This is a genomic window from Anabaena azotica FACHB-119 (genome assembly GCF_014697625.1).
Taxonomy (GTDB): domain Bacteria; phylum Cyanobacteriota; class Cyanobacteriia; order Cyanobacteriales; family Nostocaceae; genus Trichormus; species Trichormus azoticus_A.
Genome location: NZ_JACJSG010000014.1, coordinates 13,688 through 27,933, shown reverse-complemented (window position 1 = coordinate 27,933; position 14,246 = coordinate 13,688). Strand labels below are relative to the sequence as shown.

Genomic DNA, 14,246 nt, shown 5'->3' with positions numbered 1-14,246 from the left:
GTTTTGTGGGTGCGATCGCTTACTACCAACCAGAGATATAATATGGCAAAAAAAAGCAGATATCAGTACGAAAAAATTAATTAGCCTTGCCCCGGAAAACTGGGTAAAATGGGTAACACAAATTCCTGATATTATTACTGGAGAAATAATCAATTCCGAATTTCAATGGATTAGCCGCGAGAGCGATGTATTAATACGCGCTACGAGTCTTCAATATGGCGAATTTCTTGTTCTCAATGAGCTACAATTACGCTATAAACCCGAAATGCCTAAAAGAATGCGGGCATATACAGCACTAGCAGAAGAGAAATACAATCTACCCATCTTTCCAGTATTAATTAATATCCTCAAGGGGAATGAGTCAGAAATCCCCACAGGTTATCAATCAGAATTTGCAGGATTACAAGCACGTCAAGACTACCGCGTAATTAATCTTTGGGAAGTTGATGTAGAGATAGCTTTCACTCAATCTGTACCATCTTTAGTACCTTTTGTACCCTTACTTAAAGGTGGTGCAGAAGAATCGACAATACAACGAGCATTACAAATACTTCGTGCTGATGAGCAATTGAGTCAATTAGAAACAGTCATGGCTTTTTTTGCTACATTCGTATTAGATAGCGCCCTAGTTCAGCAAATTATGAGGTGGGATATGGCAATATTAACTGAATCACCTTGGTATCAACAAATTTTAAGAGAAGGTAGAGAACAAGGAAGACGTGAGGAGAGGCTGTCAAGTATTGAACTAGATTTAGAGTTTAAATTTGGTAATGATGGTTTACAACTGATGTCACAAATTTCTCAAATATCCAATTTAGAGCAACTCAAGACAATTCAACGCAGTATTAAGACCATAAATACCCTAGACGAATTACGTCAAATTATCGAGCAAATTGAAATTTCCTGAAACTAGACAAATCAATAATTTCTAAATTCTCTATATAAATTGGACGGAATTTCTTCAATAATCCCGTCCAATTTATATTCCTGCTTGTTCTCCGCCTACTTCCTTCCCAACCAAAACATACCTTTAAATTCCTGCTTTGCACCTACCGTAAGCGGTTCTGCTTTAACGGTATGAGTTAGCCGAAAAATGATTGCGGTAATAATCTAACGTGAGTTCGACCAGCGTTGTTTTGACCTCTCCCCCAACCCCTCTCCTATAAGGAGAGGGGAGTAAGACGGTGATTTTTTCGTTTCTCCTCCCTCTCCTCGTAGGAGAGGGAGGTTGGGAGGGAGAGGTTCATCGAACTCACGTTAATCTAGCAAGAAACGACTAAATACTTACGCTCCCATTCCCGAATATCTTTTCAATCCTGCACGCCATAACAAGCGATTTGCCACCAAAAATATAAATATCCAAGCCAGTAGTGCTAAAAATCCTCGTCCAACATCGACGGGGATTCCTACTAATAAACTCGTAGGAAAATCAATCAAATATGGAAATGGTGTAAATAAAACGATCGCCTTCACTTCCGGCGGAAAAACATCTAAAGGTGCAATTAATCCAGATAAAAACAAGTAAAACAAAAACCAGAAGTTTTCCAAAGCATTAGCCCTTTCAGTCCAAAAGGCGAACATAGCAAAAGTATACTGAATTACAAACCGCAAAACAAAAGCCAAAACTACAGCTATTGTAAATAGAAATAACTGACTGAAACTAGGCAACCAAATCGCCTGCGGATACAGAATAAAAAACAATACTATTAGTAAAATGGCAAAAGGTATCCGCGCCACCCTTTCCGAAAGATGGGATGCAACATGATGCCACACCGGGTCTAAAGGCTGTAATAATCTAGGGGATAATCTGCCTTCTACTACTTCCTTTTCAAATTCCCAAATTACCCAAACAACCGAAATTTGCCTAACCACAAAAACCGTCAGAAAGTAACGAGCAAAATCCACAGGTGATAAACCAAACCTTCCCCCTTGCGCCGCCTTTATCCACACCCCCATGAGAATAATTGGTAAAGAACCAGACAAAACCCATAAAATTAGTTCTGCCCGATACTCAACCATATAGGCGTAGTAAACTGTCAGCAAAGTCAACGCTTTTCTAATAATTTTCTTCATTCACCTTACATTTTTAATTTCTAATACTTTTAAGACTTACGCAACTGGCACAAAAGTAGGGTGCGTCAGATGTGGAAAATCCTTGAATGTGGACGAAATGATTGGGGCTGACGCACCCTACAGCTACTAATAATTTTTTTCATTCACCCTTAATTTTGAATTTTGAATTTTGAATTTTGAATTTACACCACTCCCGCCTGAAAAACCCGTCCAATTACTTCTTCTATAGGCGGCTCAGTTACTGTTAAATCTATGACCTCCAAATCCGTTAATATTTTGGATACTGTAGCTGTTAGCACCTCTCGTTGCACCATAAAACATACAGCCCTTCCTTCCAAAAGTTCCACATCACCGTAAGATTGGAGTTTTTCCAAAGGTAAAGGTTGGGCTAACTCTACACGCACTTCTCGGTAAGGCGCAAAACGTTCTAGCAACCCATCCAAACTCCCGTCATACATCAACTTTCCTTGGTGAATTAACAACACCCTTTCACACAAAGCAGTGATATCAGCCATATAATGGCTAGTTAATAACACTGTCGCTTGATAACGTTGATTATACTCACGCAAAAAATCGCGCACGGCGACTTGAGCGTTAACATCTAAGCCTAGAGTTGGTTCATCCAGAAACAACACATGGGGACGGTGTAAAAGTGCGGCTAAAAGTTCAGCCTTCATGCGTTCACCTAAAGACAGTTTCCGCACTGGTTGGGTAAGCTTACCCCCCAAGGACAACATTTCTGTTAACTCCCCTACTCGGCGATGAAACTCTTTATCAGGGATATTGTAGACAGCAGCGTTAATTTTCAAAGAATCTAAAGCTGGTAAGTCCCAGATAAGTTGCTGTTTTTGCCCCATTACCAAGGTAATTTTTTGTAAAAATGCTTCTTGGCGCAGAAAAGGGACATGACCAGCTACCCTCACCCCACCACCAGAAGGATGAATTAATCCTGTCAACATTTTCAGCGTGGTAGTTTTCCCTGCACCATTCGGCCCCAGAAACCCCACTACCTCCCCAGGAGCGATTTCAAAAGATACATCCTGAACAGCATGAATTGAACGGTAGGTGCGGCGGAAAAAGTGGGTAATTGTTCCTGCAAACCCAGGTTCCTTTACCGCCACCGGATAAGATTTACTGAGATTTTCAGCAATAATAATTGACATAATATGTACTCATTTCTTTCTCCATGCCTCCGTGTTTCTGTGGTTAACTAACTTTAAATCACAGAGACACAGAGACACAGAGGTTTTAAAAATATGAACCTTAAGCTTGGGTTTTATTTTAAACGACCCGATCGCAATATACTAATAATCAGCCACAATCCCAACAAACTCGCCGCCGCAAACAGCAAACTGCTTAAAAATGATAACTGGCTTGTCTGGGCGTTGTTGGAAATTATCGCCGCCCCCATAATCATCGAACCTACCAATATACTAAAAGATAAGCGGTTGGCTGCATCGTCCATTGTGCGCCGCACACCATCTAAACCATGTAGGGTGAAATTCCACCTTAGGGTTTCCGATGTGACTCGATCTAGCAGCAGTTCGATTTGTCGGGGAGATTGTAGGGAGAGACTTTTTAAATCTAGGGCAGTTCTTAAGAGCGATCGCACTGGATTATCCCCTAACAACTGCCTTCTAAACAAGTCCGTAATTAATGGTTGAATTTCTTCAAATAAATTTACCTCTGGGTTAAACGTCTGGGCTACCCCTTCCAAATTCGCGATAGTTTTGGCATACAAACCCATATTGCTGGGTAAGCGAATTTTATTATTTCTGGCTACTTGCAAAATTTCATAAAAGATTTGGCTAAAATTCATCTCCGTCAAACTGACGTTATAATATTTCCGCAGCATCCGGTCATAATCACTTTCCAACCTTGATAAAATCACAGGTTGGGCAGAATCAGCCAATTGTAAAGTTAATTGGGCGCATCTCCCCGCATCTAAATCCACGATCGCCAACAGCATTTCTGTTAATATCTGCTGAGTCCGGGGATCAAGTCTCCCCACCATGCCACAATCTAACAGGGCAACACGACCATCATTGAGATAAAAAATATTCCCTGGATGGGGATCAGCGTGGAAAAAGCCATCCACATATAACTGCTGAAAGAAAGCCCGAAATAACAAGGTAGTAATTGCTTTACGTACCTCTGTTGGGTCTTTACCGTTATTGTTATTTAAACTAGCTGACAGTATTGGTACACCATCCAACCATTCCATCACCAGCAATTTTTCTGTAGTCAAATGCCAGTAAATCTCAGCCACTACAAGCTGTGTAGGATCATACCAGCGACTACGAGATAAATTCCGCCGCAATTGGTCTGTATGCGTCGCTTCTCGTGTAAAATCTAACTCCGCTTCTAAAGCTTTAGTAAATTCTTCCGCAGTCGATTTAATTTCATAATTCTGCCCAAATTCAGTACGCGCCACCAAATCGGCAATTCCCAGAATTAAAGCCGTATCTTGAGCAATGGTAACATCAATCCCCGGTCTTTGGATCTTAATTGCTACTTCTCGACCATCTATTAATATACCGCGATGGATTTGGGCAATTGATCCCGCAGCCACAGGTACAGGATTAACCTTGCTGAAAGTCTCTTCCAAAGGGCGTTTGAGTTGTTGACGCATAACTATCTCAATTTCCGCCCAAGGAACAGGGGGAACTTCATCTTGGAGAGTAGAAAGTTCTTCAATATAAGCCCCACTCAGCAAATCTGGGCGAGTAGACATCAATTGACCGAGTTTTACATAAACCGGCCCCAAATCGATCAGAATATTTTTCAAAACCGCCGGCGTAGGTAATTGGGGTTCATCAGCTTTACCGCCAGTCAGCAACCGCCGCATATAATCCCAACCATTGCGGAGGAAGACCTCTAAAATTTCTCGTTGACGGGGGACAGTTTGGGTGAGGAACATTGTAGGAACTGGGGAGTGGGGGAGTGGGGGGAGATGGGGGAGTGGGGGAAGTAGGGGGAGATAGGGGAGTGGGGGGAGCTCTTAAGGGCAGGTTTTTCATAAAGTAATCAGTGAGGACTATAAGATTCAGTAAATTATCAGACTTTCATCTACCCCTACACCCCTACACCCTTATACCCCTACACCCTAAAATCAGTGTTTTTGGGTCGAAGTGTAAAAAACCTGCCCTTGAAAGAGTGGGGGGAGTGGGGGGAGAAAAACTGTAAATTCTTCCTCATCTCCCTCATCCCCTTCATCCCCCTCATCCCCCTTATCTTCCTATTCCCCTCCAGGGAGGGGCTAGGGGTGGGTTACTCCCTCATCCCTTGTTTCTTATTTATACTAAAAACCCCGCATTGCCGCCTCTGCCAAGGGTTCTAACTTTTACCCTGACAACTGACAACTGACAACTGTCAAAGCAGTTCGGTAAAGCGGGGATCGCTTTGGAGGGTTTTGAGGACTTGCTTGATTTCTTGGGTGCGTTCTTTGTTGACAATGAGAGTAACATTGCGATCGCGCACAATCACCACATCCTCTAAACCAATAGTAACAATTACATCATCTGGACTAGTAGAGTAAAGGATTGCCCCTTGCGTATCCAGACCGACGTGAGTAGCCAGTTCCACATTAGGAGTATCAGCTTTCTTTAACAAACGCTCAATAGCATTCCAATCACCCAAATCATCCCAACCAAATTCTGCCGGCAAGACATATACTAGACTAGTCTTTTCCATGAGTGCGTAGTCTATACTTTTCTTAGGTAACTGGGGATAGACCTCAACACCCAGTTTTTCCAATGGTTCGATAATTTCAGGTGCATGGGTGTGTAGTTCCTTGAGAACGACACCCGCACGGAAAACAAACATACCGCTATTCCAGCTAAATCGCCCCGTAGCTAAAAAAGTCTCTGCCGTTTCGCGGTTGGGCTTTTCAGTAAAGCGGTTGACATGATAAGCTGGCAACTCATTAAAGCTACCAATTTGTTGACCTTGTTCAATGTAGCCGTAGCCAGTTGATGGAAAACTAGGCTTAATCCCTAAAGTGACAATCGCTTCTGTGCTTGCCGCTAGCTGGGTTGCAGCATCTAATGTACGTGCAAACGCCGCTTGATCTGCTATCCAGTGGTCAGAAGGAAAAAAGCCTATAATTGCGTCATCACCGTAACGCTTTTGAATTTCCAAACTGGCCCAAGCCACAGCCGCAGCAGTGTCTCTACCTTGGGGTTCAATTAATATATTTTGCGATGGTATTTCGGGTAGTTGTTGTTGCACCCCTAGTCCTAATTGGCTAGAGGTGATTACCCATAATTCATTCCACCCGCCGGCGAGTTTAACCAGTCGATCGGCGGTTGATTGCAATAAACTTCTAGAGCTACCATCAAGACTTAAAAATTGTTTCGGTCGGTCTTGGCGGCTGAGGGGCCAAAAACGTTCTCCTTTACCACCAGCCAAGATTACTGGGAACAGTGGGCTACTCATGCTGTCATACAAACCAACGGTAGAACATTTCAAGTTTACAGTGCGGTTAGACACTGGCAAGATTAGTAGCTTGCATTAACATACTTTTAGGGAGTGGTTGAGTGGGGAGATAAATGTGATTAAACAGGTACAATGGTCAGAAAATCAGGCCGCACCTCAGCAAATACCGGATATTAACTTAGAGGCGGGGCCTTCACAAATAGAACTGGTAGAAAATCAGGGAATGCCTCAAGAGGCAGAATCTCAACAACAGTCAGCTAACGTTTCCCGTAATGTTGTTGAGTCCGTCGGCGCAATACCTAATGAACTATATGAGCGCTTGGGCTTAACCATGCCTCGTTGGTTATTAGGGATGTTGACAGTTGTTTTAGGTGTCATCCTCTCTGGGCTGTTAGTATCCACCTTGGCGCTGTGGACTCCGTTATGGAGTAATTTAGACCGCACCGACGAAGAATTAGGAGTATCTGGGAAAGATGAGCAGAAAATGCCATTACCTGGGGAATTATGGAGCAAAATTTCCCAGTACCAGCTATCCAAGCCGATGAATATTCTCATTATGGGAATTGAACCAGTTAGCGGTGCTGTGGATGGTTCCCCAGAAAGTTTCTCTGGCAAAAGCGACACCATGTTAATGGCGAGGCTAGACCCCAGCGATAAAACTATGCGGGTGCTGTCCATTCCCAGGGATACAATGATTGCCATCCCCGAACAGGGCTTGACTAAGGTATCGGAAGCTAACGCCCAAGGCGGGCCAGTATTGGCAGCCAGGGTAGTCAGCCGCACCTTAAACAATGCTCGCATCGATCGCTATATTCGCATTTCCACCAGTGGTTTAAGGCAATTAGTTGATCAATTGGGTGGTGTAGAGGTTTTTGTCCCCAAAGCAATGGCTTATCAAGACTCCAACAGTGGTTCTACCATTAGCCTAGTTGCTGGATGGCAAACTCTTAACGGTGAACAGGCAGAACTATTTGCCCGTTACCGCGAAGAAGGATTAGGGGATTTACCGAGAGTACAGCGACAACAAGCACTAGTAGGCGCATTACTGCAAAGGCTGAATAGTCCCACTGTATTACCCAGATTGCCCCAATTAACTCGCCTGATGCGGAAATATTTTGATACAAATTTGAAAATAGAAGAAATGATGGCCTTGGTGAATTTTTCCGTCAATACAGAACGGGACAAATTCCAAATGGCTATGCTACCCGGTACATTCAGCAAATTTAGTAAAGACCCGAATAGCTATTGGCTGAATCTCACCGGACAGCAAAATCTATTAAACAATTATGTTGGCGTAGACGTGCCTGGACTTAAACAAGATTCCCGTCCCGTTTCTCAACTGAAAATTGCTATTCAAAATGCTTCCAATCAACCTCAGCTAACTCAAAAAGTTATTGCTTACTTACAACAAAAAGGCTTTAAAAATATTTACACTGTCCCAGATTGGCCAGATAACCAACCCCAAACCCAGATTATTGTCCAAAAAGGCAACCGTCAAGCAGGATTGGAACTGCAAAAGGTTATAGGTTTGGGTTTGTTAGAAACTAAATCAATCGGTGATTTAGAATCTGATTTGACAATTCGCATTGGGAAAGATTGGAAATAAATATTTAGTCATTAGTCATTAGTCATTAGTCATTAGTCATTAGTCATTCATGGCTATTGACTTTTTCTTTTGAAGTAGGGTGGGCATTGCCCACCAAAACCATGAGCTACAGATACTGAAAATGTCTTTAATGCGCGAATTTTGAATTGTTATCTGGAAGTCCCTTAAATTTATGAAAAATATTTTATTGCGATTATTTAGTGTAATTTTAGTTTTAATACTGGCTTGGTTTTGGGTGATGATTACTCCCCGTCCGGCTCTGGCTCAGATTAATACAATTAACTACAGCAATACAAATCTAGAAAATCGTGACTTCTCCAATGCTGATTTAGTTGGGGTTACTTTTGTGGCGGCAGAAATGCGAGGAACGAACTTTCAAGGAGCAAATTTAACTAACGCTATTCTCACCAAGGGCGTATTATTAAAAGCTAACTTGGAAGGAGCAAATTTAACAGGTGCTTTAGTTGACAGGGCAACTTTAGACAACGCCAACTTAAAAAATGCTATTTTTACAGAAGCAACTTTAACTCGTAGTCGCTTCTATGATGCTGATATTACAGGGGCAGACTTTACCGACGCACTAATTGACAGATATCAAGTTTCCTTGCTGTGCGAAAAAGCAGATGGGGTAAATCCAGTTACAGGTGTTTCCACCCGCGAGAGTTTGGGTTGTCGTTAGTTGAAAGCCTACCGACTATTACAGCATATTTTGGGTAGATGAGGCACAAGCGTAGAACCCAAAACAATGTAGAGACGTTGCATGCAACGTCTCTACAGTATTTCACGAATATCGAAATTACTGTATGTTTGTATAATCAAACCGCTTTCTATAGCTGTCGAATAGTTCACTAACCTTATCTGGATCGGATACAAGTGTTCCTCGTTCATCACGGAATTTGCGATCGCTCGCACCTCGGAAGGATAGCCAGTTAAAACTTGTGGTGACAGCAAATTTCGTATCAGAAATCAGAATTTTTGCGTGGGTATCTCCCAAACGCTTTAGCTGGAAATTATTTTTGTACTGAATGGCTAATTGTTTTATTTTCTTCTCTGCTTCGATATCTTCTTGGTACTTTTTATCGTTATCGTCTTCTCCCAAACCATACCCAATATAAACTTGCACTCCCCGCTTTAGGAGCTTTTCAAAATCTGTAAGAAATCGTTTATTTACAGAACTAGCTCGAATCCAAGGTGAAATAATCATTAAACATTCTTGAGTATCATGGAGAGCTTGTTCTAAAAGTGGACGGTGTTCTGACATATCTAACCAACGCATGGGAACTGTAGCTAGGAGCGAATTTAACTGTGTCTGAAGTTCTTTAATTTGTTCTTTTGCAGATTGTAATTGCTGCATCAAATTAACTTTTTCATCTTCATTTTCAGTTTGTTCGAGGTTACTTTCAACTATTTCTATTTCAGCTACAATTTTTGCTTGCTGAGTAGAAACTTCAGCCTTAATCGAATCAATTTCTTCTAGTAGAGTTTGATTAACAAAATCACTTCCTAAAATTTCTTCAGCTAATTTTCTGGGAGAGCTTTCTTTTAGAGTCTCGACAATGCGAAGTTTTTTAATTCCATTAGAACGAGCAAAAGCAGCTTCATGTTCACTGGAAATTTCATTATCAATTAAAAATGCCACCTGAACATCATCACTATCTTTAGCTTTATATATAAGAGCCAAGGCTTTTTCAAAAAATCTCTGCCTTTTTTCAATTGCTTTTAATGCTAGTAAGTCTTTCTCTTCTTTATATCGGGCTTTACTAGCTCCTTCAATTTGACGAATAATTTCATCTACCTCTTTAAGTTTGATATCAGATAATTCTGGAGGTTTATTGGGAAACGGCTCAATCTCTATAATTTCTTGCTCTCGTAAATCCTTATTATTTAAAAAGTATGAATTGCTGCCATACCAGCGTGGATATCTTAATAATCCATCAAAACATATATCAAATGTACGCTCTTCTGGAACAATAATTTTAGCTTCTTGAAGAGTTGTAATCCCCTTTTTAGTTAATTTCCAAACTTGTAATCGAGAATCATCAGGAGCTATGAGGTCAATATTTTCACTCATCCTTAAATTGACCATTGCATCATTTAATATTTGCTTTTCTATACCAAGGAAAGCACTAATATCTTCTTCTGAATTAAGCCCAGCATCAATAGCCTTTAAGACAAATTCCTCTATTGGTGGTATTGGTTTACGTAATTGTATTAAAGCTTCGATAGTTACTTTGTAAACTGGTAAACCTACCTCTTTACAGGCTACTAAATCAAAACCACTTCTGTTGTAACGCAGTAGTTCATTGGCTGTGAGAGAAATAAACTTGTCTAAATCCATAATTTTGTTTACCTATTTTATTTACTTACCATTCATTGCTTCTTTTAACAGTTATCAGTTATCAGTTATCAGTCAAGAGTGATGTGTTTATCCTTGGGGGAAACACCACACCAATTGGTGGTTGGCGTTGGTGGCGAGTTTAAATCCCCCACCATACGCCTTGATAAATGTTCACTGTTCACTGTTTTAAGCTACAACTTTCAGGATGGCGTTCAATGTAATCTAAGACTTGGTATAAAGGATTATTTTTTGAACTCCGACAGAAATAATGATCTCCCACAATTACTAAGCCAACTCTGCCTCTAGATAAAGCAACATTTAGTCGTGCTTCATCTCTAAGAAAACCTATTTCCCCTTTTTTGTTTGAACGAGTAATAGAATATATAGCTACGTCAGCTTCACTTCCTTGAAATGCGTCAACTGTAGCGCATCTAATGGTTAGTCTTTGCCAATTGTTTAATTCTGTATTAATTCTGCGACTCAGCAATTTTAATTGTGCTGAATACCCACTTAATACTGCCACACTATAGTTTTTTTCTGCTGCTTCTGCCATTGTATTAATTTGGCGAAGCAGTTGAATAATAACTTTGACCTCACAGCTATTGTGATAACTGGAATTAGCACGTTGCTCTTGATAATTTGGCAGATTAGAAGTTGTCAACCAAGTTACTGGTTGTGGTAAAACTTTAGCCAAATTTGTATCTATATCTTTTCTGGCACTTTTTAGCTCACCTTGATAAAAGCACTCACTGATAAGATTACCAATTGGCTCAACCATCCGATGTTGAATTTTTAGCATCTTACAACAACTGTCAGGAAGTGTCCTTAGCAGTCTGTCAAATAAAGTTTCTCGGATGTCATCTTCAGTTAAATCATATTTTTCTAAGAACTCTACATTACGACTGACTTCATCTTGGAAGGGTGGAAGTTGTTTCGGATCACCCACAAGTATCCAGCGCCGAGTTCTTGACATCGGGACTAATACTTCTGTTGCTGTAGCCTTTGATGCCTCATCAATAATGCAAAGGTCAAATTCTATATCCTGAATGTATTTAGCAATGCCAATACAAGTTCCTGCTACTACATCAGAACGTTTGATTAGTGGGTCATTAAATTTTTCATTGCGACCAAAACAATCAAACCACTCAGCTTGAATACTAATTAGTTGTTGTAACATTTTAGCATCTGGAGCATGAGGATTAATCAACTGATTGCTCTTTTCTTGTAGTTGATTAGCGTTGAGTTTTAATAATTCCTCTGTAGCAATTCCTGTGAGTTCTTGGAGACGCTGGGCTTTGGCTTTATGTTGCTTTCTTGCTTGTTTTTGTTCTTCCTGCAATTCTTCAATTTCACTGGTAAGGCGCTGAAATTCATCTCTTTTATCTTTGGGTATTTTCTGTTTAGCTGGTAATTTGGGATTGTCTATGTCATAGTCTGTAGGGTAAATTTCATATAATTCTTCTTTGCGAGTTGTTGCTTCTGTTTTTAAGTCATTAAGCTTTGTGACTATAGCTTTTAGGTCTTGAAATAAAATGGCTTTTTCTAATTCTTGCTCAGAGATACCTCTTTTAGTAGACCAATCTGTTATAAATTTTTTACTGGTAGTTTCAGCCTGTTCTCTCCATCTCTCCATTTGTTCTTCTAATAATAGAGAGTGAATATTTTCGGAAACCTGTTCATGATTACCCAGGCGTAACAAATTTAAGTCAAGGTTTTGGTCTTGAATCCGTTCTAGTGCATTATCCAATGCTACATGAGTTTGTGAACTCAACAGGATTCGTGCTTCTGAGTTTTGCAGAAGAGTTTGAATGATAATTTCTGTAATAAAGGTTGTCTTTCCTGTCCCTGGTGGCCCTTGAACTAGGAGAAAATTTTGTGTTGTTAATGCTGCTTCTACAACCTCTTTTTGTGATTCATTTAGAGATTGAAAACACTCTATATTTCCAGAGATTTCTGGATGCTTGACTTCTTGAGTATTAACAAATAATTGACGCATATCAGACCGAACTGCACGGTCAAATCTAATTGCATCTAGCGCATATTTTTGGCGATTTAAGGCGGTTTCAGTGGCACGAATATCAAAAACTAGATCACCTAATTTTGGTAGTCTGTCTGGTTGTCCATGTTTTACATAAAGAATTAATTGAACACTGGCTTTTTGGACAACTTCAACAACATCTCCCCCTAAAATACTAAATCCATTTTTGCGAATGATATGGCGGGGTTGTCCTGCTATATCCTTATCAGGAAGTTCTGAGATTTCAAATATTAATCGCTTGCCATCAGGAGTAAAGTCGGTATATTTAATTGGCTGTTCTCGGCTTCTTTCCCAATCGGTTTTCGCTTGGAGAATATTAAACCAAGTCTGGAATAATCTTTGTTTTTCTGCTTCTAATTTTGTCTGTCGCAGGTTAGCTTCGTGTTCTGCAACTGCATTCTCCATGTCTGTAATCAGGTCTACGGCTTCAGACACGAAGGGTGGTCTACCAAACTTAAATTCGTAGGGAGGTATCCAAGCTTGCTCTCGATTTCTTTCTAGCAAGGCACTAGACAAAGTATTGGCATTAATAATATCAAGGTATTCTTGCCCCACTGCTACATGATATTTATAATTAACCCCAAAAATAGAATAGTGTCCTTCTCGAAATTCTTCTTCAGGAAAGTTGGAATTACGGTTACGGTAACGGCTGATGCCACAAGCTGTATTCAAATCCTCTAGAATAATTTTTTGAATTTCCGCTTCTGATGCCTGAAGTTCGTTACTAAGATTTCTCAAAGCATTGCGAGTTAATTTTAGATAACAAGCAGGTTTTATAATTAACAGGTTTTGCGATCGCCTTTCTTGGATACCCTTGAGTTCTGTCAGTAGCACTTCTGCATTGTGCTGACGTTCTGCGGGATCTAAGGAAACAGCACGTTCTATGACTTCGATAATTTCAGGTGGTGCTTTAAATGCAGCCACCCCTTGAGCTATGGCATCATAATCGTTAATTTCTACCTTTGTTAAGCACTTTAGTACCAATACCCCAAAGCTGAAGACATCCCTAGTGTAAGGATAAGTGCCATCATCAGGTTCCGGTGGTGTGAAGGGACGAGATACAAACTCCCTGAGAGTAACGCTAGGACGAAAATAACTTCTGAGCTTAGATATGCCAAAGTCGGCAAGTTTTGGTTTACCGTCACTACTAATTAAAATATTATTGGGCTTGATATCTCGATGGCTGTAGTTGCGATTGTGAGAGAAAGCCAGAGCTTGTAATATGGGAATAGCCACTTTTTGCCAAAAAACATCCCAATGGTTTAAGGGAGATTCTTTCAACAATTTTGCCAAATCTTGCTCCATCCACTCCAACACCAGGAAATACTCGCCTGTAGTTTCATCCCTACCTGAGTCAAGAAGTTCGACGATTCCTTGATGCTTTAATTCCTTAAGTGCTTGGGTTTCACGTCTGAAGGACTCTTCTAAGATATCGCCTTCAAGCTGCCCATGCTTGAATACTTTCACCGCCACAAGTCGTTCTTCTTGTTCATAATCTCTTGCTCTATAGACATCAGCCATTCCACCAGAGCGCGGTTGAGGAGACAGAGCATAGCGATCGTTGATCAGGCGAACTGGCGGCATCAATTTACACCCCGTATAATTTTTTCATTTATAACACAGCCCTCATCTCAGTGTGAGGTTCAAACATCTGATATGGCTGAGTTATGGCAACGTCATCGGTGTATAGCAGGTGACAGGTGACAGAAAGGAGGTAATACCAATTCTCTATGAAGTTGTACCGAATAAACAAT

General features: G+C 40.6%; 9 protein-coding genes. 3 read left to right on the top strand and 6 right to left on the bottom strand.

What is annotated here, in order from left to right; all coding sequences use genetic code 11:
- The first annotated feature begins 40 nt into the window (after positions 1-40).
- Entirely contained in the window at positions 41-907 is an 867-nt protein-coding gene (locus tag H6G83_RS12135; protein WP_190472263.1) for an Rpn family recombination-promoting nuclease/putative transposase, read from the top strand.
- Positions 908-1,284: 377 nt separating this feature from the next.
- Here the strand turns inward: H6G83_RS12135 and H6G83_RS12130 are convergent, their stop codons facing one another.
- From H6G83_RS12130 to H6G83_RS12115, 4 genes are all read right to left on the bottom strand, one after another.
- Complete coding sequence (locus tag H6G83_RS12130) at positions 1,285-2,073, bottom strand: ABC transporter permease (RefSeq protein ID WP_190471926.1); 789 nt, start codon at positions 2,071-2,073, stop codon at positions 1,285-1,287.
- A 182-nt stretch (positions 2,074-2,255) separates the two neighbouring features.
- A complete protein-coding gene (locus H6G83_RS12125; RefSeq protein ID WP_190471922.1) occupies positions 2,256-3,236 on the bottom strand; it encodes an ABC transporter ATP-binding protein in 981 nt (326 codons plus the stop codon).
- Between the two features lie 113 nt (positions 3,237-3,349).
- Positions 3,350-4,993, bottom strand: a complete 1,644-nt coding sequence (locus H6G83_RS12120; protein WP_190471919.1) for an ABC1 kinase family protein — start codon at positions 4,991-4,993, stop codon at positions 3,350-3,352.
- Positions 4,994-5,445: 452 nt separating this feature from the next.
- Complete coding sequence (locus tag H6G83_RS12115) at positions 5,446-6,510, bottom strand: mannose-1-phosphate guanylyltransferase (protein WP_190472260.1); 1,065 nt, start codon at positions 6,508-6,510, stop codon at positions 5,446-5,448.
- Positions 6,511-6,625: 115 nt separating this feature from the next.
- On the opposite strand from H6G83_RS12115, the gene H6G83_RS12110 reads away from it, so the two are divergent.
- On the top strand, positions 6,626-8,116 hold the full coding sequence (locus H6G83_RS12110) for an LCP family protein (RefSeq protein WP_190471916.1): 1,491 nt from the start codon (positions 6,626-6,628) through the stop codon (positions 8,114-8,116).
- Between the two features lie 172 nt (positions 8,117-8,288).
- The gene (locus tag H6G83_RS12105) at positions 8,289-8,795 is read left to right on the top strand and encodes a pentapeptide repeat-containing protein (RefSeq protein ID WP_190471911.1); all 507 of its coding nucleotides are present in this window, start codon (positions 8,289-8,291) and stop codon (positions 8,793-8,795) included.
- A gap of 117 nt (positions 8,796-8,912) precedes the next feature.
- On the opposite strand, the gene H6G83_RS12100 is transcribed toward H6G83_RS12105, so the two are convergent.
- Together H6G83_RS12100 and H6G83_RS12095 are read right to left on the bottom strand one after the other, a co-directional pair.
- On the bottom strand, positions 8,913-10,454 hold the full coding sequence (locus tag H6G83_RS12100; RefSeq protein WP_190471908.1) for a phospholipase D-like domain-containing protein: 1,542 nt from the start codon (positions 10,452-10,454) through the stop codon (positions 8,913-8,915).
- 178 nt (positions 10,455-10,632) lie between these two features.
- Positions 10,633-14,076 carry a serine/threonine-protein kinase gene (locus tag H6G83_RS12095; protein ID WP_190471906.1) on the bottom strand — a complete coding sequence of 1,148 codons (3,444 nt, stop codon included), beginning with the start codon at positions 14,074-14,076 and terminating at the stop codon, positions 10,633-10,635.
- Positions 14,077-14,246: the final 170 nt, after the last annotated feature.

Coding starts and splice junctions, on each gene's coding strand:
- H6G83_RS12130 (WP_190471926.1), bottom strand. CDS start 2,073: ATGAAGAAAATTATTAGAAAAGCGTTGACTTTGCTGACAGTTTACTAC.
- H6G83_RS12125 (WP_190471922.1), bottom strand. CDS start 3,236: ATGTCAATTATTATTGCTGAAAATCTCAGTAAATCTTATCCGGTGGCG.
- H6G83_RS12120 (WP_190471919.1), bottom strand. CDS start 4,993: ATGTTCCTCACCCAAACTGTCCCCCGTCAACGAGAAATTTTAGAGGTC.
- H6G83_RS12115 (WP_190472260.1), bottom strand. CDS start 6,510: ATGAGTAGCCCACTGTTCCCAGTAATCTTGGCTGGTGGTAAAGGAGAA.
- H6G83_RS12105 (WP_190471911.1), top strand. CDS start 8,289: ATGAAAAATATTTTATTGCGATTATTTAGTGTAATTTTAGTTTTAATA.
- H6G83_RS12100 (WP_190471908.1), bottom strand. CDS start 10,454: ATGGATTTAGACAAGTTTATTTCTCTCACAGCCAATGAACTACTGCGT.
- H6G83_RS12095 (WP_190471906.1), bottom strand. CDS start 14,076: ATGCCGCCAGTTCGCCTGATCAACGATCGCTATGCTCTGTCTCCTCAA.